Origin of the sequence: Actinokineospora sp. UTMC 2448 (assembly GCF_024760565.1) — a bacterium.
Lineage (GTDB): Bacteria > Actinomycetota > Actinomycetes > Mycobacteriales > Pseudonocardiaceae > Actinokineospora > Actinokineospora fastidiosa.
In genome coordinates this window covers 2938547-2961824 of the sequence record NZ_CP031087.1, presented here as the reverse complement: position 1 = coordinate 2961824, position 23278 = coordinate 2938547, and the positions used below count along the sequence as shown (strand labels likewise).

20 protein-coding genes are annotated in these 23278 nt (G+C 72.6%); 9 read left to right on the top strand and 11 right to left on the bottom strand.

Annotation, left to right across the window (positions count from 1 at the left end; genetic code table 11):
* Window positions 1-99: 99 nt before the first annotated feature.
* The gene (locus Actkin_RS13800; RefSeq protein WP_258907473.1) at window positions 100-1128 is read left to right on the top strand and encodes a hypothetical protein; all 1029 of its coding nucleotides are present in this window, start codon (window positions 100-102) and stop codon (window positions 1126-1128) included.
* Here Actkin_RS13800 and Actkin_RS13795 read toward each other — a convergent pair.
* Window positions 1125-1760: an HAD family hydrolase gene (locus Actkin_RS13795; protein ID WP_396122989.1), complete on the bottom strand. Its 636-nt coding sequence runs from the start codon at window positions 1758-1760 to the stop codon at window positions 1125-1127. The two genes, Actkin_RS13800 and Actkin_RS13795, sit on opposite strands and share 4 nt — an antisense overlap.
* 131 nt (window positions 1761-1891) lie before the next feature.
* Here Actkin_RS13795 and Actkin_RS13790 point away from each other — a divergent pair, with 131 nt between their 5' ends.
* Window positions 1892-2797: a PAC2 family protein gene (locus Actkin_RS13790; RefSeq protein WP_258907471.1), complete on the top strand. Its 906-nt coding sequence runs from the start codon at window positions 1892-1894 to the stop codon at window positions 2795-2797.
* An 838-nt stretch (window positions 2798-3635) separates the two neighbouring features.
* Here the strand turns inward: Actkin_RS13790 and mshC are convergent.
* The gene (gene mshC / locus Actkin_RS13785) at window positions 3636-4874 is read right to left on the bottom strand and encodes a cysteine--1-D-myo-inosityl 2-amino-2-deoxy-alpha-D-glucopyranoside ligase (RefSeq protein ID WP_258907470.1); all 1239 of its coding nucleotides are present in this window, start codon (window positions 4872-4874) and stop codon (window positions 3636-3638) included.
* A gap of 148 nt (window positions 4875-5022) precedes the next feature.
* Here mshC and Actkin_RS13780 point away from each other — a divergent pair, with 148 nt between their 5' ends.
* Window positions 5023-6201, top strand: a complete 1179-nt coding sequence (locus Actkin_RS13780) for a S8 family peptidase (protein WP_258907469.1) — start codon at window positions 5023-5025, stop codon at window positions 6199-6201.
* Window positions 6198-6446 (top strand): ketohydroxyglutarate aldolase, encoded by a 249-nt coding sequence (locus Actkin_RS13775; protein WP_189213834.1) that lies wholly within the window; start codon window positions 6198-6200, stop codon window positions 6444-6446. The genes Actkin_RS13780 and Actkin_RS13775 overlap by 4 nt, the downstream gene beginning before the upstream one ends.
* Before the next feature lie 557 nt (window positions 6447-7003).
* On the opposite strand, the gene Actkin_RS13770 is transcribed toward Actkin_RS13775, so the two are convergent.
* On the bottom strand, window positions 7004-7795 hold the full coding sequence (locus Actkin_RS13770) for an ion transporter (protein ID WP_258907468.1): 792 nt from the start codon (window positions 7793-7795) through the stop codon (window positions 7004-7006).
* 127 nt (window positions 7796-7922) lie between these two features.
* On the opposite strand from Actkin_RS13770, the gene Actkin_RS13765 reads away from it, so the two are divergent.
* Window positions 7923-8834 (top strand): anti-sigma factor RsbA family regulatory protein, encoded by a 912-nt coding sequence (locus Actkin_RS13765; protein ID WP_189213832.1) that lies wholly within the window; start codon window positions 7923-7925, stop codon window positions 8832-8834.
* On the opposite strand, the gene Actkin_RS13760 is transcribed toward Actkin_RS13765, so the two are convergent.
* Together Actkin_RS13760 and hrpA are read right to left on the bottom strand one after the other, a co-directional pair.
* Window positions 8835-9290 (bottom strand): lipase family protein, encoded by a 456-nt coding sequence (locus Actkin_RS13760; RefSeq protein WP_258907467.1) that lies wholly within the window; start codon window positions 9288-9290, stop codon window positions 8835-8837. It lies immediately after the preceding gene.
* 266 nt (window positions 9291-9556) lie between these two features.
* Window positions 9557-13447 (bottom strand): ATP-dependent RNA helicase HrpA, encoded by a 3891-nt coding sequence (gene hrpA, locus Actkin_RS13755; RefSeq protein WP_258907465.1) that lies wholly within the window; start codon window positions 13445-13447, stop codon window positions 9557-9559.
* A gap of 226 nt (window positions 13448-13673) precedes the next feature.
* Between hrpA and Actkin_RS13750 the strand changes: the two genes are divergently transcribed.
* The 3 genes from Actkin_RS13750 to Actkin_RS13740 all read left to right on the top strand — a co-directional run bounded on the left by Actkin_RS13750 (window position 13674) and on the right by Actkin_RS13740 (window position 16061).
* Window positions 13674-14102 (top strand): DUF6319 family protein, encoded by a 429-nt coding sequence (locus tag Actkin_RS13750; protein ID WP_189213965.1) that lies wholly within the window; start codon window positions 13674-13676, stop codon window positions 14100-14102.
* Window positions 14103-14208: 106 nt separating this feature from the next.
* The gene (locus Actkin_RS13745) at window positions 14209-14616 is read left to right on the top strand and encodes a four-helix bundle copper-binding protein (RefSeq protein WP_189213830.1); all 408 of its coding nucleotides are present in this window, start codon (window positions 14209-14211) and stop codon (window positions 14614-14616) included.
* Window positions 14617-14678: 62 nt separating this feature from the next.
* The gene (locus tag Actkin_RS13740; protein WP_189213829.1) at window positions 14679-16061 is read left to right on the top strand and encodes an SDR family NAD(P)-dependent oxidoreductase; all 1383 of its coding nucleotides are present in this window, start codon (window positions 14679-14681) and stop codon (window positions 16059-16061) included.
* Here the strand turns inward: Actkin_RS13740 and Actkin_RS13735 are convergent, their stop codons facing one another.
* From Actkin_RS13735 to Actkin_RS13725, 3 genes are read right to left on the bottom strand one after another with little or no spacing between them, the layout of a single operon-like run.
* Entirely contained in the window at window positions 16062-16502 is a 441-nt protein-coding gene (locus Actkin_RS13735; protein ID WP_189213828.1) for a response regulator, read from the bottom strand.
* Window positions 16499-18097 (bottom strand): sensor histidine kinase, encoded by a 1599-nt coding sequence (locus tag Actkin_RS13730; protein WP_258907463.1) that lies wholly within the window; start codon window positions 18095-18097, stop codon window positions 16499-16501. The genes Actkin_RS13735 and Actkin_RS13730 overlap by 4 nt, the downstream gene beginning before the upstream one ends.
* Window positions 18090-19262 (bottom strand): PP2C family protein-serine/threonine phosphatase, encoded by a 1173-nt coding sequence (locus Actkin_RS13725; protein ID WP_189213826.1) that lies wholly within the window; start codon window positions 19260-19262, stop codon window positions 18090-18092. The genes Actkin_RS13730 and Actkin_RS13725 overlap by 8 nt, the downstream gene beginning before the upstream one ends.
* Window positions 19263-19442: 180 nt before the next feature.
* On the opposite strand from Actkin_RS13725, the gene Actkin_RS13720 reads away from it, so the two are divergent.
* A complete protein-coding gene (locus Actkin_RS13720) occupies window positions 19443-20165 on the top strand; it encodes an LmeA family phospholipid-binding protein (RefSeq protein ID WP_258907462.1) in 723 nt (240 codons plus the stop codon).
* Here the strand turns inward: Actkin_RS13720 and Actkin_RS13715 are convergent.
* From Actkin_RS13715 to Actkin_RS13705, 3 genes are read right to left on the bottom strand one after another with little or no spacing between them, the layout of a single operon-like run.
* Complete coding sequence (locus Actkin_RS13715; RefSeq protein ID WP_229787660.1) at window positions 20137-20772, bottom strand: DUF998 domain-containing protein; 636 nt, start codon at window positions 20770-20772, stop codon at window positions 20137-20139. The genes Actkin_RS13720 and Actkin_RS13715 overlap by 29 nt on opposite strands.
* Window positions 20773-20818: 46 nt before the next feature.
* Window positions 20819-21862, bottom strand: a complete 1044-nt coding sequence (locus Actkin_RS13710; RefSeq protein ID WP_258907461.1) for a hemolysin family protein — start codon at window positions 21860-21862, stop codon at window positions 20819-20821.
* Entirely contained in the window at window positions 21859-23211 is a 1353-nt protein-coding gene (locus tag Actkin_RS13705; protein WP_258907460.1) for a hemolysin family protein, read from the bottom strand. The genes Actkin_RS13710 and Actkin_RS13705 overlap by 4 nt, the downstream gene beginning before the upstream one ends.
* Between the last annotated feature and the right edge of the window lie 67 nt (window positions 23212-23278).

The window sequence follows — 23278 nt, the reverse complement described above, 5'->3', positions numbered from 1 at the left end:
CGGGACAACGGTCAGCGCACGCATGCCCCCACCGTCGCACGGCCGCTGTTTCCCCGCTCGCCGATCGGGTACGTGTCCGACTGCCATGGGAGACCCGTTGTGAGAGATATCGTCATCGGCCTGCTGGCCGACCCCGACCTGCCCGCCGCGCTGGCCGAGCGGCTCAGCGCGGACCTGCCCGAGCGGCTGGGCGAGCCCGCCGCGACCGTCGACACGGCCCAGGACCCGTTCGAGTCGATGTACCCCGACCACGGCCGGTTGATGGACAAGGCCACCGAGCGCATCCGGGCCACCAGCTGGGACCTGGCCATCTGCATCACCGACCTGCCGATCCGCAGCGCGTCGGGGCCGGTGCTGGCCAGTGTGGACCCGGCAAGCCGGGTCGCGGTCGTCTCGCTGCCCGCGCTGGGCGGCGTCCGGCTGCTGAGCAGGCTGCGCTCGGTCGTGCTGCCGCTCATCCGCGCCCTGGCCGAGCGGCGCGTGCCGAGCGAGCTGCCCGGGCTGCGGGTGCTCGCGCCGGACCCCGAGGACGGCACGGTCGAGATCGTCTGGCCGGGCCGGTTCCACCGCACCCGGCTGCTGGCCGGGATGGTCAGGGCGAACCGGCCGTGGCAGCTCATCCTCGGCCTGTCCCGGGCGCTGGCCAGCGCGATGACGGGCGTGGCGTTCGGCGTGCTCTACTCCACGATCTGGGCGCTGGCCACCGCGCTGCACCCGCTGCGGCTGGCCGCGCTCACCGTGGCGACGATCGCGGCGATGACGGTGTGGCTCATCGCGGGGCACCGGCTGTGGGAGTCGCGGTCGCGGGCGACGGTCGTCCCCGATCCGCAGGTCCGCCTCCGCAACGCCAGCACCGCCATCACGGTGGCCGTCGGCACGGTCGCGTTCTTCACGGCGCTGTTCGCCATCGCGCTCGCGGCCGTCGCGATCGTCGTCCCGCCCGCCTATCTGGAGACCACCCTGGGCCATCCGGTCGGCGTCGGCGATTACGTCACCATCGCGCTGATGGCGAGCGCGCTCGGCACCCTGGCGGGCGCGGTCGGCTCGGGGCTGGAGGACGACACGACCGTGCGCCTGGCCACCTACGGCTACCGCGAGCAGGAGCGCCGCGAGCGGGTGGAGGACTAGCCGCGCAGCACCTCGGCGAGCACGTGGATGTCCACCCCGACCAGGCTGTCGCGGAACACCCGCCGCTCCCCCGGCTCGACGTCCACATCGCACGGCACGACCAGCACCGAGCACCCGGCGGCGACGGCCGACGCGGTCCCGGTCGGCGAGTCCTCCACGGCGACGCACGCGGCCGGGTCCACGCCCAGCAGGCGGGCCGCGCGCAGGTACGGCTCGGGCAGCGGCTTGTTGAGCCCGTCCACCTCGTCGCCGCAGACGATCACGTCGAAGAACTCCCGGCCCACGGTGTCCAGGGCGATTTCGACCAGGGGCCGCTCGGTGGAAGTGACCAGGGCCGTCGGCACGCCGGAGTCGCGCACGGCCCGCAGCGCGGCCTCGGCGCCGGGGCGGAACCGCAGGTCGGAGCGGAACAGCTCGGCCATGCGCAGGTCGATCCAGGCCATGGCGTCGCGGATGTCGTCGGTGCTCGGCTCCAGGCCCGCCGCGCCGAACAGCAGCGCCATGGTGGTCGGGATGTTGGTCCCGACCATGGCGGCCCTGGTCTCCGGCGACAGCCGCGCGCCGAGCTTCGCGGCGTACTCGTGCAGCGGGATGTCCCACAGCTTCTCGGAGTCCAACAGGGTGCCGTCCATGTCCCACAGCACGGCGGCGGGCGCGGTCAAACCGTCCTCCAACAGGTCAACGGGGGGTTCTCCGCCGCAACGCTACCCGGACACGCGGCCTACGATCTCCCTCGGCGGCCGTTGGGTCGTAGTCTTGCGCGGTGACGAATGCGGAACCGCCCCCGACCGACACCCCGACCGCCCGGTCCGTGCTCGACGAGCCCGTCCTCGTCGCGGCCTTCGAGGGTTGGAACGACGCCGGGGACGCCGCCACCACCGCCATCGAGCATCTGCAGCTCACCTGGGACGCCACGCCGCTGCTCGAACTCGACCCGGACGACTACTACGACTTCCAGGTGAGCAGGCCCACCGTGCGCCTGATCGAGGGCGTCACCCGGCGGGTGGAGTGGCCGACGACCCGGCTGTCCGTGTGCCGCCCACCCGGCTCCCGCCGCGACGTGGTGCTGGTCCACGGCATCGAACCCAACATGCGCTGGCGCAAGTTCTGCGGCGAGCTGCTGGGTCATGTCGAGGACCTCGGCGTCACCACCGTCGTCACCCTCGGCGCCCTGCTGGCCGACACCCCGCACAGCCGCCCGGTCCCGGTCACCGGCACCGCGTACGACGCGGAGTCGGCGGCCCAGTTCGGCCTGGAGCGCTCACGGTACGAGGGCCCGACCGGCATCGTCGGCGTCTTCCAGGACGCGTGCGTGCGCGCGGGGGTGCCCGCCATCTCCATCTGGGCGGCGGTCCCGCACTACGTGTCGCAGCCGCCGTCGCCGAAAGCCACCCTCGCCCTCCTGCACCGCGTGGAGGAGGTCCTGGACGTGGAGGTCCCCCTCGGCTCCCTCCCCGAACAGGCCGAGGAATGGCAGCGCACGGTGAGCGAGATGGCGGAGGAGGACGAGGACGTCCGCAACTACGTCCGAGCCCTGGAAGAGCGCGGGGACGCAGAGGACACCCTCGGCGAGACGAGCGGCGAGACGATCGCCGCGGAGTTCGAGCGCTACCTCCGCAGGCGAGGCCCAGGCCGAGGCCACAGCGGCCCAGGCCCTACGGGCATCTAGCGGCCCGTGGCCCAAGCCCACCGCCATCTAGCGGGCCCGTGGCCCAGCCCACCCGGCACTAGCGGGCCCGCCCGCACCTAGTCCGCCCCGCCCACGCGCCGCGCGGACCGCGCTCGCCCGGATGCCCACACCATCCGGATGACGCGACCATCCGAACAGCTCACGGACCCCCTCGCGCGCGTTCAGATGATGCCATCATCCGGATGATGGCATCATCTGAACGCCCCCCGGGCAAGGTGGAGCGACGCACGTGCGACCACCGAGACGGCACGAAGCGCTGCAGGCGCAACCGCCACAACGGGGCGGGGCGCTACGGGCGTGGCGCTGAGAGGCAAGGAGCGCGGCCGGGCCACTGGCGGATGCCGCGCCCCGGCCGACCGAACCCGAGGGACCGGGACGACCGGCCCCGCAGCGTCGGCGAGCAGGATCGCCGCGCACGATCGCCGCCCAGGGTTGCCGCGCACGATCGCCACGCAGAGTTGCCCGCACGATCGCCACGCGGGGTCGCCCCGCACGATCGCCACGCAGAGTTGCCCGCACGATCGCCACGCGGAGTCGCCCCGCACGATCGCCACGCAGAGTCGCCCCGCACGATCGCCACGCAGGGTTGCCCGCACGATCGCCACGCGGAGTCGCCCCACAGGACCGCCGCGTGCGACCGCCATGCAGGACCGCTGGGTCCGCCCCGGCAGGCAGGGGTCGACCTTTCAGATGTTCTCGCCATCCAGATGATGTCGTCATCCAGGTGATGCCAGCATCCGGATGATGACATCATATGAGCTCATCATCCGGATGGTCAGATCATATGATCTGACCATCCGGAATCCGAGCGGCTCGGCTACAGGGCGATGCCCATCAGGGCGTCCACGGCGGTGCGGACGAGGGTGGGGGCGGTCTGGTCTTGGCCTACGCCCTGGAGGGTTTGGGCGGACCAGGCGTCGATCGCGGCTATGGCGGCGGGGGTGTCCAGGTCGTTGGACAGGTGGTCGCGGAGGCGGGCCACCAACGCCGCGCCGTCGGGGCCGGAGGGGCGGGACACGGCCTCGCGCCAGCGGGTCAGGCGGGCCTCGCCCTCGGCCAGCAGCTCATCCGTCCACGCCCGGTCAGTCCGGTAGTGGCCGGACAGCAACGCCAGGCGCACCGCCATCGGGTCGACGCCGTCGGCGCGGAGGCGGGAGACGAAGACCAGGTTGCCGCGGGACTTCGACATCTTCTCCCCGTCCAGCCCGATCATCGCCGCGTGGGTGTAATGCCGGGCGAACGGGTGCTCGCCGGTCAGGCACTCCGCATGCGCCGCGCTGTACTCGTGGTGGGGGAAGATCAGGTCCGAGCCGCCGCCCTGCAGGTCGATGCCCATGCCGAGCCGGTTCAGGGCGATGACGCTGCACTCGATGTGCCAGCCCGGCCTGCCCGGCCCGAGCTCGGAGTCCCAGCTCGGCTCGTCCGGCCTGGCCGCGCGCCACAGCAGGGCGTCGAGCGGGTGGCGCTTGCCCGGCCGGTCCGGGTCGCCGCCGCGTTCGGCGAAGTAGCGGGCCATCGTCGGCTCGTCGTAGTTGGACTCGTAGCCGAAGCGCCCGCCCGCGGTGTGGTCGAAGTAGACGTCCGGGAACTCCGGGTCGTCGACCCGGTAGGCGCTCCCGCCCGCGAGCAGCTTGGCGACGGCCTCCACGATCTCCGGAATCGACTCGACGGCCCCGACGAACGACGCGGGCGGCAGCACCCGCAGCGCCGTCATGTCCTCGCGGAACAGCGCCGTCTCCCGCATCGCCAGCACCACCCAGTCGTCCTGGTCGCGCGCGGCGCGCTCCAGCAGCGGGTCGTCGATGTCGGTGACGTTCTGCACGTACCGGACGTCGTGGCCGTTGTCCAGCCAGACGCGGTGCACCAGGTCGAACGCCAGGTAGGTGGCGGCGTGCCCGAGGTGGGTGGCGTCGTACGGGGTGATCCCGCAGACGTACATGGTCGCGGTGGGGCCCGGCGCGGTCGGCCGGATCTCGCCGGTCGCGGTGTCGTGCAGTCGGAGGGGGCGCGGCGGCCCCGGCACCCGGGGCACCGGCTGGGAGAGCCAAGTCTGCATACATCGACAGTAAACGGCGTTCGTCCGATCAGGTGCGAGTTGGCCGGATGACGGAATTCGCACAGGGCCGAACGTGTGATGCCCGTTACATTGTCTGGCCGCCGTCAGACACTAGATGCGGGAGCCATCAACGGGAGGCGGGGAGACCATGACGACGGCGGACAACGGCACGACGGGGCGCTATCTGGTGCTGCTGCAGGACGACGCGGTCGCGGCGGGCACCAAGGCGCTGAACCAGGTCGCGGGCATCCGCGCGGCGAGCACGGCCGATGCGGGCGTGGACATGATGAGCTTCGACGCCAGCCAGGGGGTGGTGCTGCACCAGCTCGGCGTCGCGGTGGTCAACGCCGACGAGGAACAGGCCATGGCGCTCGCCCGCGCGGTGGTCGAGCCCGGCCCGATCGCGCTGCTGGAGCAGGAGCGCATGGTGTACGCGATCGCCGCGCCCGCGCCCGCGGAGGAGCCGACGGTCAGCGACGAGTCGGTGTTCACCTGGGGCCTGCAGGCCGTCGGCGCGCAGCTGAGCACGGCGACCGGCAAGGGCATCCGGGTCGCGGTTCTGGACACCGGCTTCGACCTCGCCCACCCCGATTTCGCCGAGCGCGAAATCGAGTCGAGCTCGTTCGTCCCGGGCGAGGAGGTGCAGGACGGGCACGGTCACGGCACGCACTGCATCGGCACGGCGTGCGGGCCGCGCGAGCCGTCGGAGGGCCCCGGCTACGGCGTGGCCTACGAGGCGGAGATCTTCGCCGGGAAGGTGCTGAGCAACGCCGGGTCCGGCTCCGACGGCGGCATCCTGTCCGGCATCGCGTGGGCGATCAGCAACAACTGCCCGGTCGTGTCGATGTCGCTGGGGGCGCGCACCCGGCCCGGCGATCCGTACTCGCGCACGTACGAGCGGGTGGCGGCGCGGGCGCTGGCCCAGGGCACGCTCATCATCGCGGCGGCGGGAAACGAGTCCGAGCGGCAGAATGGCGTCGTGGCACCCGTCGGACACCCCGCGAACTGCCCGTCGATCATGGCGGTCGGCGCGATCGACGCGCAGTCGAAGATCGCGCGCTTCTCCTGCGGCACGGTCGACAAGATCGGCGCGGTCGACCTCGTCGGGCCGGGTGTCGACGTGCACTCGTCGTGGCCGATGCCGTTGCGGCACAACCGCATCAGCGGCACGAGCATGGCCACCCCGCACGCGGCAGGCGTCGCCGCGCTGATCGCCCAGGCGACCGGCGCGCGCGGGCTGGAGCTGTGGGCCCGCCTGACCCAGACGGCCCAGCGGCTGCCCCTGCCCTCGACCGACGTGGGCTCCGGCCTGGTGCAGGCCCCGTGAGCGAGGACCCCGTCGAGCGGGTGCTCGTCGTGCTGGCGGACTCCGGCCTGGCCCGGCTGCCCGAGGTGGTGGCCGGGCTGGAGGCCGCCGGTCTGCGCGTCGACGAGGTGCTCGACTCGGTCGGGGTCATCAGCGGCGCGGTCGCGGTGGACGCGGTGTCCGCCCTCGCCGAGGTCGACGGCGTGGAGGCGATCGAACCGATCACGACGTTCCAACTACCCGAACCCGGCAGCGACGTCCAGTAGGCGGGAGGTGGAGCGGGCAGGCCACGACGCTCCACCCACCCAAGCCCAGCAACGCCGCCACCGGACGGACACCGAACTGGGCAGGACAGGACATTCCGCCGCCCGAGCCGAGCCCTCCTTAGGCGGGCAGCGGAGGGCGGGGCACGACGTTCGGCGCCCAGCCGGGTGGGCGGGCGCGGGACCGAACCGGTCACCACCAACCCCCCAAGCCCGGCAGCGACGCAGGCACAGGCGGGTCACGACGTGTCACCTACCCAAGCCGAGCAGCAACACCCTGTGGGCGGCACCGGCCCCCCGAGCCCGACAGTGACACTGCCACGGGCAGGTCACCACGTCCCACCTGTCCCCAGCCGGGCAGCAATGCCCGGTGGGCGAACGCAGGATCGACCCCGCCACCACCAACCCCCCAGCCCGGCAGCGACGCTGGCTCGGGCGGGTCTCGCTGTCCCACCTGCCCGAGCCGGGCACGCGTGCAGGGTCCAACCCGGGCGGCCCGACCCGGGTCAGTGAGGCCCCCGAGCGGGCGCTACCTCCCCCGACATCCCCCCGATCAGGGGCTACAGGCCCGGCGGGCTTGGGTCGGGTAGGTCGCGGTGGTCGCCTGCGCGGACGGAGCGGCGGATCTGGTCGATGTTCTCTCTCAGCAGGTCGCTGATCAGTTCGTCGGTGCGGGGGTCGGCCAGCATCTCCAGGACGACTCGGAGGACTGTGTCGGTGACGGTGCCGACTATCTCGTCGTGGAAGGGGAGGATCGAGAGCCTGCCCGCCTGCCGGTCCTGCTTGATCTTCTCCAGGACCATCGCGCGGATCTCGGTGCGGTTCTCCTCCAGCGCCGCGGCGACGTTGCGGGCGTAGTGGCCGGTGCGCAGCACCGAGACGACCTCGTCCAGCACCGCCACCGTCAGCGGCTTCTTGATCAGGTCGACGACGGGGTCGATCAGCGCGCCGCCGAAGCGGCCGAGGGCTCGGTAGGCCAGCTCCTCCCCCACCGAGCGGTTGACCGGCCTGCTCAGGCGGGTCAGCACGACGGCGATCCGCACCGCGCGCAGCAGTCGGAACGAGCGGAACGCCAGGTGGGCGACGGGGACCATGCCCACGACGTCGTACCAGTTGACCCGCAGGAACCGGGCCTGGAACCGGGCCGCCCGCCAGCGCCACAGGAACTCGATCAGGAAGACCGCGCAGAAGCCCCAGTCGATCCGCACGATCGTCTCGGCCACGTGCGGCGGCGGGTCGAAGAACGTCCGGTAGGCCAGCAGCCCGACCGACACCACGGCGAGCGCCATCATCAGCCAGTCGTCGAGGCTGACCCGGAGCTTCTTCGGCGAGCCCGTCAGGGAGACGACCATGGTGGGAAACGATCGCACGGCGCGCCGCCCCCGGCCACACCGGATGCCTCGCAGCCACCGGCCGGTTTGGGTACCCTGGCGTCGGCCGACCGGGGCCCCGAGAACCCGGTCGTCCGGAGGCAGCCCCATGACCACACGAGGTTTCGCGCACCACGCCCTCGTGTACAGCGACACCGCGGAGCTCGTCACCGAGTCGGTGTCGTACCTGCGCGCGGGGTTGGCCGACGGGGAGACCGTGTTCGCCATCGTCCCGCCCGCCACCGCCGACCCGCTGCGCGAGGCCCTGGGCGAGGACGGCACGGCCGTGCGGATCATCGACATGGCCGCCGTCGGCGCCAACCCCGCCCGGATCGTCCCCGTGCTGCGTGAGATCGCCGACGCCGCGGACGGCGGGCGCGTCCGCGGCCTGGGCCAGTCGTGGTGGCCGACGCGCAGCCCGGCGGCGACCTCGGAGGTCATGCTGCACGAGGCCCTGCTGGACATCGCCTTCGCCGACTCCGCGGGCTTCCGGCTGATGTGCCCGTACCCGGTGGACGGCCCGCCGTGGCTGGAGACCTGCCACCGGTCGGTGATCGAGGCGGGCGCCGAGCGGCCGAGCCGGTCCTACGACCCGGACCTGGCGACGGTCACCTTCAGCGCCGCCATGGACGACAACCCCGACACCGTCGCCGACGTCGCCCACTTCTGCCTCGACGACCTCCCCGAACTGCGCGACCTGGTGACGATCAGGGCGAGCGCGGCGGGCCTCGACCGCGACCGCGCCCTGGACCTCACGCTGGCCGTGAACGAGATCGTCACCAACAGCATCTGCCACGGCGGCGAGCGCGGCACCCTGCGCGTGTGGACGGAGCCCGACGCGATCGTGTGCGAGGTCAGCGACAGCGGCCACCTCGACTCCGCCCTGATCGGCCGGGTCGCCCCCCTGCCCTCGGTGCGCGGCGGCCGCGGCGTGTGGCTGGCCAACCAGCTCTGCGACCTGGTGCGCATCCGCTCCTGCCCCAAGCGCGGCACGGTCGTGCGGCTCTACATGCTGCTCTGATCAGCCCGCGTTGTTCCTCAGGGCTTCCAGGTAGCGGTTCATCAGGTGGTCCCGGACGCCGTCGCCCGCCGGGGCGAACGCGTCCGCCGTGAGCCCCTTGGCCCGGTCGGCCAACCCGCCGAACACCGACAGGGAGTCGCGGATCCTGCCGTCGCTATCGATGTAGTGCACCGCCTCGGTGTGCTGGAACGCCGGTGCGGGCGGCACCTGCGGGACGATGTCGTTGTTGTTGACGAACCGGTGCGCGCGGCCGCGGAACGCCTCGTCGTGGGCCTGCGCCAGGGTCCGGTCGCACACTCGGGGCTGGCCGAAGGTGTAGACGCCGTCGGCGAGCAGCCGGGGTTCCTCGAAGTGCAGGCGCATCGCGGCCAGCGCGGCCAGCGCGCCGCCGAGGCTGTGGCCGGTGAACCAGATCGTCTGGTCGTTGTCGCGGAACTCGGTGATCGCCTCGCGCACGGGCGGGTAGATCGACTGGAGCGCCGCGCCGAAGCCGTAGTGGATGAACCCCGTGCCGCCCGGCCCCGGCCACGGCGGGGGTCGATGCGTCAGAGAGCCAGTCCTTGATCTTCCTCGGTTCGGTGCCGCGGAACGCGGTGACGATCATGCGGTCGCAGGCCGCGGTGAACGCCTGGGTGTCCTCCAGCGGGCGTCCTAGACCGCGGCCGGCGCACGCGCATGCCAGGCGGGAGGACACCCCCGGAGGTGCGACGCCCAGCCGACGATCAGGGCGCCAGTTCGGCGATCGCGGTCCGGATTCGTTTGTCGGAGACCGAACCGGCGGTGCCGAGGGTCTGGGCGAAGTAGCTGATCCGCAGCTCCTCGATCATCCACCGCACCGCCCGCGCGCGGGGGGTGTCCTGGGCCCAGGTCGGGAGTCGGTTCAGGACCTCGTGGTAGGCGTCCTCCAGGTCTTGGACGATGTGCATCCACGTCCGGTCCCGGTCCGGGCGCTCGGGCAGCTTGTCCAGGCGGCGCTCGATGCCGTGCAGGTAGCGCTCGACGTCGGCGAGGCGGTCGAAGCCGGTGGCCGTGACGAAGCCGGGGAACACCAGGCCCGCCACCTGTTCGCGGAGGTCGGCCAGCGGCTCGGTGAAGATCGGGCCCCGGGTCCGGGCTATGCGCTCGGTGACCGACTGCCACGCGGCCACGACGGCGCGGACGCGTTCCAGCGTGGTCAGGGTCGTCGGCACCAGTTCCCTGCGGACGGACTCGCGCAGTCGGGCGAAGGCCGCCTCGGTCCACGCCGGGCCGCCCGCTGCGGTGATCAGGTGGTCGGCGGCGCAGTCGACGCAGTCGGCGAGCAGGGCGTTGACGCTGCCGTGCGGGTTGTGCGAGAGCGTCAGCTTCGCCTGGTTCGACAGCGCGCGCACCACCTGTTTGACCGGGGACGCCACGCCCAGCAGGACCAGCCGCCGGGTGCCGAGCCACATCGCCTGCCGCTGCTCGGGCTCGGTGTCGAACATCCGCACCGCCACCGAGCCGCCCTCGTCCACCAGGGCCGGGTAGGCGGTGACGGACATGCCGTTCTGCGCGGTCCGCGCGACCTTCGGCAGCGAGCCGATCGTCCACTCGGTCAGCCCGGAGCGGGCGAGGTCGGTCGCGGCGGTCAGCGACTGCCGCAGCTTGTCCTTGAGCTGCTGCTTCAGCTTCTCCAGGTCCTTGCCCGTCGCCAGGGTCCTGCCGTCGTCGACGACCTCGAAGGTCGTGCGCAGGTGGTCGGGGACGGCGTCGAGGTTCCACGCGTCGCGCGGGATCGCCACGCCCGTCAGGGCTTTCAGCTCCCGGCCGACGGCGTCGGGCAGCGACGGCTCGTCGTCGGCGAGCCGGGCCGCGACGGCCTTGGCGAAGTCCGGGGCGGGCACGAACATCCGGCGCAGCTGCTTGGGCAGCGAGCGGATGAGCGCGGTGACCGCCTCGGTGCGCAGCCCCGGCACGGTGAGCGAGAACCCGTCCCCGGTGAGCTGGTTGAGCACGGCGATGGGCACCCGCGCGGTCACGCCGTCGTCGGCGCGGCCGGGCTCGAAGCGGTAGGTGAGCGGGAGGGTGAGCCCGCGCTGGGTCATGGTGTCCGGGAACGACTCCGGGGTGATGTCCCGCGCGGACTCGTTGACCAGCAGGTCCTTCGGGTAGGTCAGCAGGTCGGGCTGCTCGTGGCGGGTCTTCTTCCACCACGCGTCGAAATGGCGCGCGGAGACGACGTCGGCGGGAACGCGCTGGTCGTAGAAGGCGAACAGGGACTCGTCGTCGACCAGGATGTCGCGCCTGCGCGCCCGGTGCTCCAGCTCCTCGACCTCGCGCAGCAGCTCACGGTTGGCGTGGAAGAACTTGTGCCGGGTCTGCCAGTCGCCCTCGACGAGGGCGTGCCGGATGAACAGGTCGCGGGCCAGCTCCGGGTCGATCCGGCCGTACTGGACCTTGCGGGAGACCACGATCGGCAGCCCGTACAGGGTGACCTTCTCCATCGCCACGACCGAGCCCTGGCGCGCCTCCCAGTGCGGCTCGCTGTAGGTGCGCTTGACCAGGTGCCCGGCCAGCGGCTCGATCCACTCCGGCTCGATGCGCGCGGCGATGCGGCCCCACAGCCGGGAGGTCTCCACCAGCTCCGCGGCCATCACCCAGCGCGGCGGCTTCTTCGCCAGGGCCGAGCCGGGGAACACGGCGAACTTGGCGTTGCGCGCGCCGAAGAACTCACGGCCCTGCGGGTCGCGGAAGCCGACGTGCGACAGCAGGCCCGACAGCAGCGCGATGTGGATATTGCGCGGCTCGGCCGGGGTGTCGTTGACGTCGATGCCGAGCTGGCGGGCCACCTGGCGCAGCTGCGAGTGGATGTCCTGCCACTCGCGCACGCGCAGGTAGTTCAGGAACTCGGCCTTGCACATCTTGCGGAACCGGTTGCCGGACAGCTCCTTCTGCTGCTCGCGCAGGTAGTTCCACAGGTTGAGGAAGGCGAGGAAGTCGGAGTCGGGGTCGGCGAAGCGGGCGTGCTTCTCGGCGGCGGCCTGCTGCTGGTCCTGCGGGCGCTCGCGCGGGTCCTGGATGGACAGCGCGGCGGCGATGACCATGACCTCGGCGACCGCGCCCGTCCTGCCCGCCTCGACGACCATGCGGCCCATCCGCGGGTCGACGGGGAGCTGGGCCAGGGTGCGGCCGATGGGGGTGAGCGCCTTGCCGTCGGCGGTGAGCGCGCCCAGTTCGTGCAGCAGGTTGACGCCGTCGGCGATGTGGCGGCGGTCGGGCGGCTCGATGAACGGGAAGTCCGCCATCTCGCCGAGGTCGGCCGCGGTCATCTGCAGGATGACCGACGCGAGGTTGGTGCGCAGGATCTCCGGGTCGGTGAACTCGGGCCGGGCGAGGAAGTCGTCCTCGGTGTAGAGGCGGATGCAGATGCCGTCGGCGGTGCGGCCGCAGCGGCCCTTGCGCTGGTTGGCCGAGGCCTGCGAGATGGGCTCGATCGGCAGCCGCTGCACCTTGAGCCGGTTGCTGTAGCGGGAGACGCGGGCCGTTCCCGGGTCGATCACGTACTTGATGCCAGGAACGGTCAGCGAGGTCTCGGCGACGTTGGTGGCCAGCACGATCCGCCGGTTGCGGTGCGGCTGGAACACCCGGTGCTGCTCGGCGGCGGACAGCCGCGCGTACAGCGGCAGGATCTCGGTGTCGCGCAGCTTGCGGGCGGCGAGCGCGTCGGCGGTGTCGCGGATCTCCCGCTCGCCGGAGAGGAACACCAGGATGTCGCCCGGTCCCTCGGCGCGCAGCTCGTCGACGGCGTCGAGGATGCCCTGCACCTGGTCGCGGTCGGGGTCGGCGTCGGGGTCCTCCGGGTCGACCAGCGGCCGGTACCGCACCTCGACGGGGTAGGTGCGGCCGGACACCTCCACGATGGGCGCGTTCCCGAAGTGCCGTGAGAACCGCTCGGGGTCGATCGTCGCGGAGGTGATGATGATCTTGAGGTCGGGCCGGTTGGGCAGCAGCCTCGCCAGGTAGCCGAGCAGGAAGTCGATGTTCAGACTCCGCTCGTGCGCCTCGTCGATGATGATCGTGTCGTACTGGCGCAGCAGCCGGTCGTTCTGGATCTCGGCGAGCAGGATGCCGTCGGTCATCAGTTTGACCAGCGTGTTCGGCCCGACCTGGTCGGTGAAGCGCACCTTCCAGCCGACGACCTCGCCGAGCTCGGTCCCCAACTCCTCGGCCACCCGCTCGGCGACGGTCCGCGCGGCGATGCGGCGCGGCTGGGTGTGCCCGATGTGGCCGGTCACGCCCCGGCCGAGCTCCAGGCACATCTTGGGGATCTGCGTCGTCTTGCCCGACCCGGTCTCCCCCGCGACGATCACGACCTGGTGATCGCGGATGGCCGCCATGATGTCGTCCCGCTTGGCGCTGACCGGCAGCTCCTCGGGATACCGCGGCACCGGCACCGCCGCCCGCCGCGCCGCGACCCGCGCCTCCGCCGCGACCACGTCGGCCTCGATGCGGCCCAGCACCGCCCGCCGCTTGTGCTTGTCCCGCAGCTTGCGGACACCGTCGAGCCGACGGCCGAGCCGGTCACGGTCGTGCGCCATCAACCCGGCCAGGCGATCGCGCAGGTCGGCGGGGGAAGCGTCGAGGTCGGTGCTCATCTCGCGTCAAGCCTAGGCAATGGCCCGACGGCCGCTCATCCGGTTTCCGACCGGCCGGGGGACCGACCCGCGGTGGAGATCCTCGCCACCGCGGGCGCGGAGCGAACCCGACGATCTCGGGCAGACGAACGGATGTTCTAATTCACACCGGTCCAGCAGGAGTCCTGAGAGGGAGTGGATGGTGTCGACCGATACCGAGACCGTGCCGGTGGAGCGTGCGCCCGAGATGAGCGGGTCCGAGCCATCGGCGACGCCCGACCCGGTCGCTGAGCCGCAGGCCGCCGAGTCGAAGGAGACCGTGGCCGCCGAGCCCAAGGAGGCCGCCGAGCCCAAGGCCGCCAAGAAGCCGCGGGCGGCCAAGGCGGTCAGCACCGCCAAGAAGACCCGCACCGTCGAGTTGACGCTGACCGTGACCGGGACCGCCGACGGCGAGTGGCAGGCTGAGCTGACCCAGGCGGGCAAGCGGGTCCTGCAGGGGCTCTCCGTCCCGGCCGCCGCGGTGTCGCGGGCGGCGGCTGAGCTGCACACCGACATCTCCACCGCCATCGAGTCGGTCCTGGAGACCGCTCGGGAGCAGCACCGCGCGCGGATGGCGGAGCTGGAGGAGGAGCTGAACAAGGTGAAGGCCGCGCTGGCCGAGCTCCAGGAGGGCTGACCGCCTGGGCGTCCTGCCGCGCCGGTGGCCTGGGCGCGGCAGGGCGCGTTTCCCGGGCGCGCCCGCCGGGTACCGCGTCCTCACCCCAGAGGAGAGGAGCGGACGCATGAGCGTCGCCGCGGACATGCTCAGGACCTACCCGAAGGACCTCGGCGGGGTCGACACCGCCAAGCTCGCCGCCTGCGTCGAGGCCTGCTTCACCTGCGCCCAGGCCTGCACCGCGTGCGCCGACGCCTGTCTGAGCGAGGACATGGTGGCGGAGTTGGTCAAGTGCGTGCGCACGAACCTCGACTGCGCCGACATCTGCGAGACCACCGGCCGCGTCCTGTCGCGGCACACCGGCTATGACGCCCATCTCACCCGCGCCGTCCTCGAAGCCTGCGCCACCGCGTGCAAGAGCTGCGGCGACGAGTGCGCGTCCCACGCCGACATGCACGAGCACTGCCGGACCTGCGCGGACGCCTGCCGCGCCTGCGAGCGAGCCTGCCGGGAGCTGCTCGCGGCCCTCGGTTAACCCCCTGCCCGCCCGCTTCTAGAGTGAGGGCCGAACAGACGGGCTAGCACGGCAGGGACGGCATGACAGGCATCGACGCGGACCGCCTCCAGACCTGTCTCCAGGTCCTCGCCGAGGTCGAGGCCCTGCCCGACGACCACCCGCACGCGGTCGCCGTGCGCAGGGCGACCGCAGGCATCTACAAGGCCGTACGCAAGCAGCGCAAGGCCGCCAAGCGCGCCGCCGTGTTAGCCGCCGACCAGGCCGTGATCGCCGCGACCGCCACCGGGTCGCCCAAACGCATCGACGACGAGACGCGCGGCATCCCGCTGGTGTCGAACGCCCCCGGCGCCGTCGCGGGCACGCTCATCAAGGCGGGCGCCTGCTACGTCTGCAAGCAGCGCTACACCGTCGTCGACGCGTTCTACCACCAGCTCTGCCCCGCCTGCGCGACCGTCAACCGGGCCAAGCGGGACGCCGGGACCGACCTCACCGGGCGCACGGCGCTACTCACCGGCGGCCGCGCCAAGATCGGCATGTATATCGCCCTGCGCCTGCTGCGCGACGGCGCGCGGACGACCATCACCACGCGCTTCCCCACCGACGCGGTGCGCCGCTTCGCCGCCGAGCCGGACAGCGCGGAGTGGCTGCACCGGCTGCGCGTCGTGGGCATCGACCTGCGCGACCCCGGCCAGGTCGTCGCCCTGGCCGACCTGATGGCCGACGAGCCGCTGGACATCCTGATCAACAACGCGGCCCAGACCGTGCGCCGCTCCCCCGCGGCCTACGCGCCGCTGATCGCCGCGGAGAGCGCGCCGCTGCCGTCCGGGCCGCTGCCGGAGATCGTCGCGCTCGGCCGCGCGGACCGGGCCCATCCGGTGGCGATCACCGGGATGGTCGCGCCCGCCGAGGTGACCGCCAAGGCGCTGACCGCGGGCACCGAGGACGGCATCGACGCGGGCGGCCTGGTGCCCGACCCCGATCCGGTGAACAGCTGGACCCACCGGGTGCACGAGGTGGACCCGGTGGAGCTGCTCGAGGTGCAGCTCTGCAACCAGACCGCGCCGTTCATCCTGGTCAGCAGGCTGCGCCCGGCCATGAAGCGCTCCACGGCGCGGCGCAAGTACGTCGTCAACGTCTCGGCCATGGAGGGCGTGTTCGCCCGCGGCTACAAGGGTGCGGGCCACCCGCACACCAACATGGCCAAGGCCGCGCTCAACATGCTCACCCGCACCAGCGCCGACGACCTCTACCGCGACGGCATCCTGATGACGTCGGTGGACACCGGCTGGATCACCGACGAGCGCCCGCAGCCGACCAAGGAGCGCCTGGCCGACGCGGGGTTCCACGCGCCGCTCGACCTGGTGGACGGCGCGGCGCGGGTGTACGACCCGATCGTGCGGGGCGAGGCGGGCGAGGACCTCTACGGCGTGTTCCTCAAGGACTACCAGCCCGCCGCGTGGTGATCAGCCCGGCAGCTTGACGACGGTCACGAAGAACTCATCGATCTTGCGGATGACCTCGATGAACCGGTCGAAGTCCACCGGCTTGGTCACGTACGCGTTGGCGTGCAGCTCGTAGCTGCGCACGATGTCCTCCTCCGCCTCGGAGGTGGTGAGGACGACGACCGGGATGGAGCGCAGCGCGGCGTCGGACTTGATCTCGGCGAGCACCTGGCGGCCGTCGAAGCGGGGCAGGTTCAGGTCGAGCAGGACGAGGTCGGGGCGCGGGGCGTCGGCGTAGGAGCCCTCCCGGCGCAGGAACTGCACGGCCTGCTCGCCGTCGCGGACGACGTGGAGCGAGTTGCGGATCTTGTAGTGCTCGAACGCCTCGCGCGTCATCAGGACGTCGCCCTCGTCGTCCTCCACGAGGAGGACGTCAATGGCCTTCAAGTCCGCTTCGCTCACTGGGTTTCCTCGCTCCGATCCGGTGTGGGGGGCGCCTCGGCGTCCTCGGCGTCCTCGGCGTCCAGCGTATCTGGCACCGGGAGGGTGAAGCGGAACCGCGTCCCGGAAGCGTACTCCTGGTCCAGCCAGATCCGGCCGCCGTGATACTCGATGATCTTGCGGCACATGGCCAGCCCGATGCCGGTGCCCGGGTACTCCTCCTTGCCGTGCAGGCGCTGGAAGATCACGAACACCCGCTCGGCGTACTCGGGTTCGATGCCGATGCCGTTGTCGCTGACCGAGAACTCGTAGAAGTCCCCGTCGCGGACCGCCTCGACGCTGATGCGGGGCAGCTCCTCGCCGCGGAACTTCACCGCGTTGCCGATGAGGTTCTGGAACACCGCGGTCAGCAGCGCCGCCTCGCCGCGCACCACGGGCAGGTCGCCGACCTCCACCTCGGCGCCCGCGTCCTCCAGCGCGTGGGCGAGGTTGACCTTCGCCTGCTCGACGATGTCCGCGGCGGACAGCAGCACGTGGTCGTTGACGTGCCTGCCGACCCGGCTGAACGCGAGCAGGTCGTTGATCAGCACCTGCATGCGCTTGGCCCCGTCGACGGCGAAGCCGATGTACTGGTCGGCGCGCTCGTCGAGCTGGCCCTTGTAGCGGCGTTCGAGCAGCTGGCAGAAGCTGGCGACCTTGCGCAGCGGCTCCTGCAGGTCGTGCGATGCCACGTAGGCGAACTGCTCCAGCTCGCTGTTGGAGCGGGCCAGGTCCTCGGTGCGCAGGTCGAGCTCGGCGTTGATCTCCCGCTGGGCGGCCAGCTCGTCGAGGATGCGCCTGCGCATGGAGTCCACGCCGTCGGCGAGGGTGACGATCTCCTGCGGGCCGGTGACCTTGGGCGCGTGCTGGAAGTCCCCGTCGGAGACCCGCCGGACCTGCCCGGCCAGGCTCGTGAGCGGACCGACGACCGCGCCGCGCAGCACCAGGGTGAGCAGCACGAAGATCAGCAGCAGGACGACGGCCACGGCGACCGACACCACGACGACCCGGTTCGTGGCGCGGTCCAGCGCCTCCCGGCTCTCCGCCCGCACCCGCTCCAGCCCGGTCTGCAGCCGGTTGGACGCGCCGCGCACGGCGTCGAAGCGCTGCTTGGCGGCCTCGGTGCGCTCGGGCAGGGGTTTCTGCGGCTCCTCGACGTCGGCCTGCACCAGGTCGATGACCGGGGTCGCGTACTCCTTGCGCCACAGCGAGATGTGCCAGGCGACCCGTTCGAGCTCGGCGATCAGCTCGGCGTGCCCTCGGACCAGCTCGCGCAGCGAGGTGACCGCGTCCTCCTGCCTGCCGATCCCCTCGTGGTACGGGTCGAGGAAGACCGGGTCGGCGGTGAGCACGTAGCCGCGGACGCCGCTCTCCTGGTCGAGCAGGGCGTTGTCCAGGCGCAGCGCCTCCTGCACGGCCGGGTCGATGCGGTCCACCAGCTGGTGCTGGTTGTCCGACAGCGAGGCGATGGCCAGCGCGCCGATCACGATGGACGTGACGCAGATGGCGATGGCCGCGCCGATGGTGACGGTGATCCACTGACGCAGCGGCCAGCGGGGGCGGCGGCGCTCAGGCATCCGCGACCCTGGTCAGCATGAGCGCCGCGACGTCGTCGACCAGGTCGCCCTGGTTGAGGGCGCAGACGGTGCGCACGAGGTCGTCCAGCAGCGACGCGCGCCAGTCCCCGCCCGCGGCGGCGAACTGGCCCGCCATCTCGGCCAGCCGCTCGGGCCCGAGCCGCTCGGCGCCGGAGCCGATGCGGCCCTCGATGAGCCCGTCGGTGAACAGCAGGACCGACCACTGCGGGCCGAGCTTCACCGTCTGCGCCTCCCAGCTGGCCTCGTCGAGCACGCCGAGCGGGATGCCGATGGGCGCGCTGAGCAGCGCGGCGCCGTCCGGGGTGAGCAGGACGGGCGCGGGGTGGCCCGCGATCCGCAGGTCGGCGGTCTCGCGGTCGGCGGAGACCGACAGGGTGCACAGGGTGGCGAACAGCCCGTCGAGGTGTCTCTCGTGGACCAGGACGCGCTGCATCGCGTCGAAGACCTCGTCCACCGGCCTGCCCGCCAGCATCATCGTGCGCCAGGCGACCCGCAGGTAGACGCCGAGGGCGGCCTCGTCGGGGCCGTGGCCGCAGACGTCGCCCACCATGGCGTGGACCGTGCCGTCGTCGGCCTGGACGAGGTCGTAGAAGTCGCCGCCGAGCAGGGCGCGCTGGCGGCCGGGCTGGTAGCGGAAGTCGGCGCGCAGCCGGGGGTCGTCCAGCAGCGGCGAGGGCAGCAGGCCGCGCTCCAGGCGGGCCTTCTCCATCGCCAGCAGCCGCTCCTCGCGCAGCTGCCGCTGCATCTCCTCGGCCTTGACGCGGCCGACGGCATACCGGATGACCCGGGCCAGCAGGTCGGGGTCGACCTCGCCCTTGAGCAGGTAGTCCTGCGCGCCCGCGGCCACGGCGGCGACGCCGAGCTGGGCGTCGGAGCGGCCGGTGAGCACCACGACGGCCACGCCGTCGGGGTCGTCGAGCAGGCGCAGCGCCTCAAGGCCGGTGGCGTCGGGCAGGTCGAGGTCGAGCAGCACGCAGTCCTGGCCCGCCAGGTTGCGGCGCGCCTCGGCGACCGTGCGCACGGTGGTGAGCCGGACCTGGGCGTCGCCGTCGGCCAGCAGTTCCTTCACCAGGAGGGTGTCGCCAGGGTCGTCCTCGACCAGCAGAACGCTGACAAGGTCGCGCGCGGCCACGGACACATCCATCCACCCGACTCCACGGTGCACTCACACTGGCGCTGACAAGGCGTTGCGATCGTAGTCTCCCGCAGCCCGCCCGCCATCGCGGGACGCGCGGTCGTACCCGCTCAGCGTGGTGGTTCGCGCACTGGACGCACAACCCCCGCCCGTCCGGCCCACCAGGCGGGCGTCGGCAAGACTGGGCCGGTGTTCGGCGACTGGCTCCCCGGGATCGACGCGCTGCTGTCCGTCGGCCGCTCAGCGACCCCGGCCGGGGTGCTGGAGAGCGCCGTGCGCGTGGCGGCCGACCGCATGCGCGGGCGCGTGGTGACCGTCCGGGACGTGCCGATGACCGTCGTGGACCTTGCTGTGTCCACCGACACGGTCGGGTTGGCGCAGGGCCGGATCAACGAGGTGCGGTTCGCCGCCCGGGACGTGGCGTGGCCGGGCCTGCCGGTCGACGCGCTGACGGTGTGCGGGCGCGATGTGCGCTTCGGCGGTCCGCTGTCGACGCGCGTCGTGATCGGGTCGGTCGGGCTGCGGGTGTCGGTGTCCGCCGAGGCGATCGCGCGGCCTCCCCTGGCGGTGGAGGTGGTCGACGGCCGGTTGTGGGTGCGGAAGAGCCCTTGGCCGGGCGCGCTCCAGGTGGAGCCGGAGGTGGCCGACGGCGCGCTGCTGGTGCGGCCGGTGGCGGTCCGGGCGGGCAGGCTGCGGGTCCCGGTGACCCGCCCCGCGATCCCGGTCGCGCTGCCCGACCTGCCGCCGAACGTGCGGATCACCGGCGTCACCGTGACCGAGACGGGACTCGACGTCGAGGGGACCGCGGTGGACTGGCGCGACCGGCTCTCCGGCACCCCGCTGACCGAGCTGCTCGGCCTGCTGACCGCCGCGGCCACGACGTTCACCGTGGGAGCGCGGCCTGCCGGTTAGCCCGCAGCAGCCCGAGGACGAGCACCGCGAGGCCCGCCACCGCGAACCCGGCGATCATCCGCTCCACGAGGCCGAGCGGGACGAACCGCCACCAGCTCACCCCGCCCATGGCCATGTTGACCACGCCGACGACGATCGTGCCGAACCAGGCCAGCGAGACCGCGCTGAGCGCGCGGGTGAGCAGCCGCCAGCCCGCGGCGGCCGGGAAGACCGCGCCCGCCGCCGCCATCACGGCCACCGGCAGCGACAGGAAGGCGGCCACGCTGGCGTAGCGGTGGATGGTGCCGCCCAGGCTCGGGCCCACCGACCAGTCGGTCTTGGTGAAGACGACCACCACGACCAGGCTGGCCGTCCACACCGCGCCCATCACGACCGCGAAGCGGCCGTGGCCGCGGCGCAGCAGCTCGGCGAACACCAGCGCCGACCCGAGGGCGATCAGCACGACGGCCAGGTCGAAGGCCCACTTGCTCTCGCCGAGCGCGTACTCGCTGAGCGTGCGGCGCACCGGGCTGATCCCGCTGGTCGGCGGGAGCACGTGCAGGGCGAGGAACACCATCACGCCCGCGAGCAACGAGGTCAGTCCGAGCAAGGGAAGCCTGCGGTCCACGATCGGCAAGGGTAGGCAACCACCCTGAAAAACCGCTGTGAACGCGCTACCGGTCGGTCTCGTCCTCGAACTCGCCGAGGATCTCCTCCAGCAGGTCCTCCATCGCCGCGAGGCCGACCACGGCGCCGGAGCCGCCGCGCACCAGGCACAGCTGCGCGCGCCGGGCGCGCATCTCCGCGACGGCCTCGGCCGCGGTGCGCTCGGCGGGCAGGACCAGCGCCTCGGTCATCAGCTCGCGGGCGGTGGCGCGGCGTCCGGCAGCCTCGGCGCGCACGGCCTCGCGGACGTGGACGATGCCGAGCGGGTCGGCGTCGGGCCGGTCCGGGTCGAGCACGACGAGGCGGGAGCGGCCGCTGTCGCGGCTGGCCGCCTCGATCGCGGCGGTGTCGGCGTGCACCGGGACGGTGACGAGGTCCGCGCGCGGGGCCATCACGTCGGCGACGCGGATGCGCCGCACGTCGAGCACGCCCGCGAGCATGCGCGCCTGCTGGTCGGGCAGCAGGCCGTGCTCGTACGACTCGCGCAGCAGCATCCGCAGGTCGTCGGGCCCGTGCGCCTGCGCGACGGTGTCCTGCGGCTGCACGTTGACCATCCGCAGCAGCGCGTTGGCCATGCCGTTGAGCCAGCGCAGCAGCGGCTTGGTGATGGTGGTGAACGCCCGGAACGGCAGCGCCAGCAGCAGCGCGGAGCGCTCCGGGTGCGAGATCGCCCACGACTTCGGCGCCATCTCGCCGATCACCATGTGCAGGAACACCACCAGGGCCACGGCCAGCACGATCGCCACCGCGTCCGCCCAGCCCGACGACAGGCCGACGAGGTCGAACAGCGGCGCGAGCAGTTCGGCGACGGCGGGCTTGGCCAGCGCGCCCAGGCCGAGGGTGGCCAGGGTGATGCCCAGCTGCGCGCCCGCCAGCATCAGCGACAGGTGCCGCGCGCCGTCGACGGCGGCCCTGGCCGCCCGGCTGCCGCCCGCCGCCATCTCCTCCAGCCGGTGCCGCTTGCTCGCCACCAGGGCGAACTCGGCGGCGACGAAGAACGCGTTGGCCGCCAGCAGCAGCACCGAGACGGTCAGCGCCCAGCCGAGGCTCATGCGGGCACCTCCGAGTCGCGGACCGTGATCATGACCTGGGCGGGCACGTGCCTGCGCACGTCGACCACCTCGATCACGGCCACCCGGCGCGGGGCCGGTTCGTCGGGGTCGGTCTCCGGCAGGGCCGCGGGCACCTCGACGCGGTCGCCGGGCCGGGCAGTGCGGCCCAGCCGCTCCAGCACGAGGCCGCCGACGGTGTCGTAGTCCGGGCCGGAGGGCAGTTCGATGCTGGTGGCCTCGGCGATCTCGTCGACCCGCCAGCGGGCGGGCAGCGACCACGAGCCGTCGGGGTTGGCCACGGCGGCGGCCTCGACCGCGTCGTCCTCGTCGAGGATCTCGCCGACGACCTCCTCGGCGACGTCCTCGAAGCTCACCACGCCCGCGAAGCCGCCGAACTCGTCGACGACGACGGCGAGCTGGCGGTGCTCGGCGCGCAGCCGCTCCAGCACCTCGGGCAGCGGCAGGCTGTCGGGCAGGTACAGGGGCGCGGCCGCGATCTCGCCGACCGTCACGGCGGCCCGGTCGGCGGGCGGCACGGTCAGCAGCTCGGCGAGGCCGACCACGCCGACGACGTCGTCGACGTCCGCGCCGACGACCGGGAACCGCGAGCGGCCGGTGTCGAGCAGCTCGACCACGCGCGCGGCGGGCTCGTTCGCGCGCAGCGTGTGGACGTCGACCCTCGGGGTCATGACCTGACCGGCGACCAGGACGCGGAAGTCCAGCCCGCCCTCCAGCAGCCGGGAGGTGCCCTCGTCGAGGGCGCCGCCGCTGCGCGACTCGTCGATGATGCCGCGCAGGTCCTCCGCCGTCGCCCCGGACGGCAGCTCCTCGATGGGCTCGATGCCCACGGCGCGCAGCAGCCGGTTGGACGCGGCGTCGAAGAGGCGGATCAGCGGGCCGAACACGGCCAGGTAGATCAGCGTCGAGCGGGCCAGGGCCCGGGCCAGCGCCTCGGCCTTGGCGATCGCCAGGTTCTTCGGCGCCAGCTCGCCCAGGACCATCTGCACGCCGGTGGAGAACAGCAGCGCGACGACCACCGACAGCGCCGTGGTCACGCCGCCGGGCAGCCCGGTCGCGCCGAACGCCTCGGCCACGCCGCGGCCGAGGAGCGGTTCGGAGACGTAGCCGACGAGCAGGGCGGTCACGGTGATGCCGAACTGGGCGCCGGAGAGCATGAACGACAGGCGCTCGGTGACGCGGTAGGCGCGTTCGGCGACCTTGTCGCCCGCCTGGGCCGCGCCGCGCAGCCGGTTGCGGTCGACGGCGACGTAGGCGAACTCCTGCGCGACGAAGTAGCCCGTCGCGGCGGTGAGCAGGACGATGGTGGCGAGGCCGAGCAGGATCAACACGGCGGGACCGCCGCGGGGTGCCGGGTGCGACCCGGCGCGGTACTGCAGCCTTCCGAACTCATGGATC

Coding starts and splice junctions, on each gene's coding strand:
- Actkin_RS13795 (WP_396122989.1), bottom strand. CDS start 1,760: ATGGACGGCACCCTGTTGGACTCCGAGAAGCTGTGGGACATCCCGCTG.
- mshC (WP_258907470.1), bottom strand. CDS start 4,874: ATGCAGACTTGGCTCTCCCAGCCGGTGCCCCGGGTGCCGGGGCCGCCG.
- Actkin_RS13780 (WP_258907469.1), top strand. CDS start 5,023: ATGACGACGGCGGACAACGGCACGACGGGGCGCTATCTGGTGCTGCTG.
- Actkin_RS13770 (WP_258907468.1), bottom strand. CDS start 7,795: ATGGTCGTCTCCCTGACGGGCTCGCCGAAGAAGCTCCGGGTCAGCCTC.
- Actkin_RS13765 (WP_189213832.1), top strand. CDS start 7,923: ATGACCACACGAGGTTTCGCGCACCACGCCCTCGTGTACAGCGACACC.
- hrpA (WP_258907465.1), bottom strand. CDS start 13,447: ATGAGCACCGACCTCGACGCTTCCCCCGCCGACCTGCGCGATCGCCTG.
- Actkin_RS13750 (WP_189213965.1), top strand. CDS start 13,674: ATGAGCGGGTCCGAGCCATCGGCGACGCCCGACCCGGTCGCTGAGCCG.
- Actkin_RS13745 (WP_189213830.1), top strand. CDS start 14,209: ATGAGCGTCGCCGCGGACATGCTCAGGACCTACCCGAAGGACCTCGGC.
- Actkin_RS13740 (WP_189213829.1), top strand. CDS start 14,679: ATGACAGGCATCGACGCGGACCGCCTCCAGACCTGTCTCCAGGTCCTC.
- Actkin_RS13730 (WP_258907463.1), bottom strand. CDS start 18,097: ATGCCTGAGCGCCGCCGCCCCCGCTGGCCGCTGCGTCAGTGGATCACC.
- Actkin_RS13725 (WP_189213826.1), bottom strand. CDS start 19,262: ATGGATGTGTCCGTGGCCGCGCGCGACCTTGTCAGCGTTCTGCTGGTC.
- Actkin_RS13710 (WP_258907461.1), bottom strand. CDS start 21,862: ATGAGCCTCGGCTGGGCGCTGACCGTCTCGGTGCTGCTGCTGGCGGCC.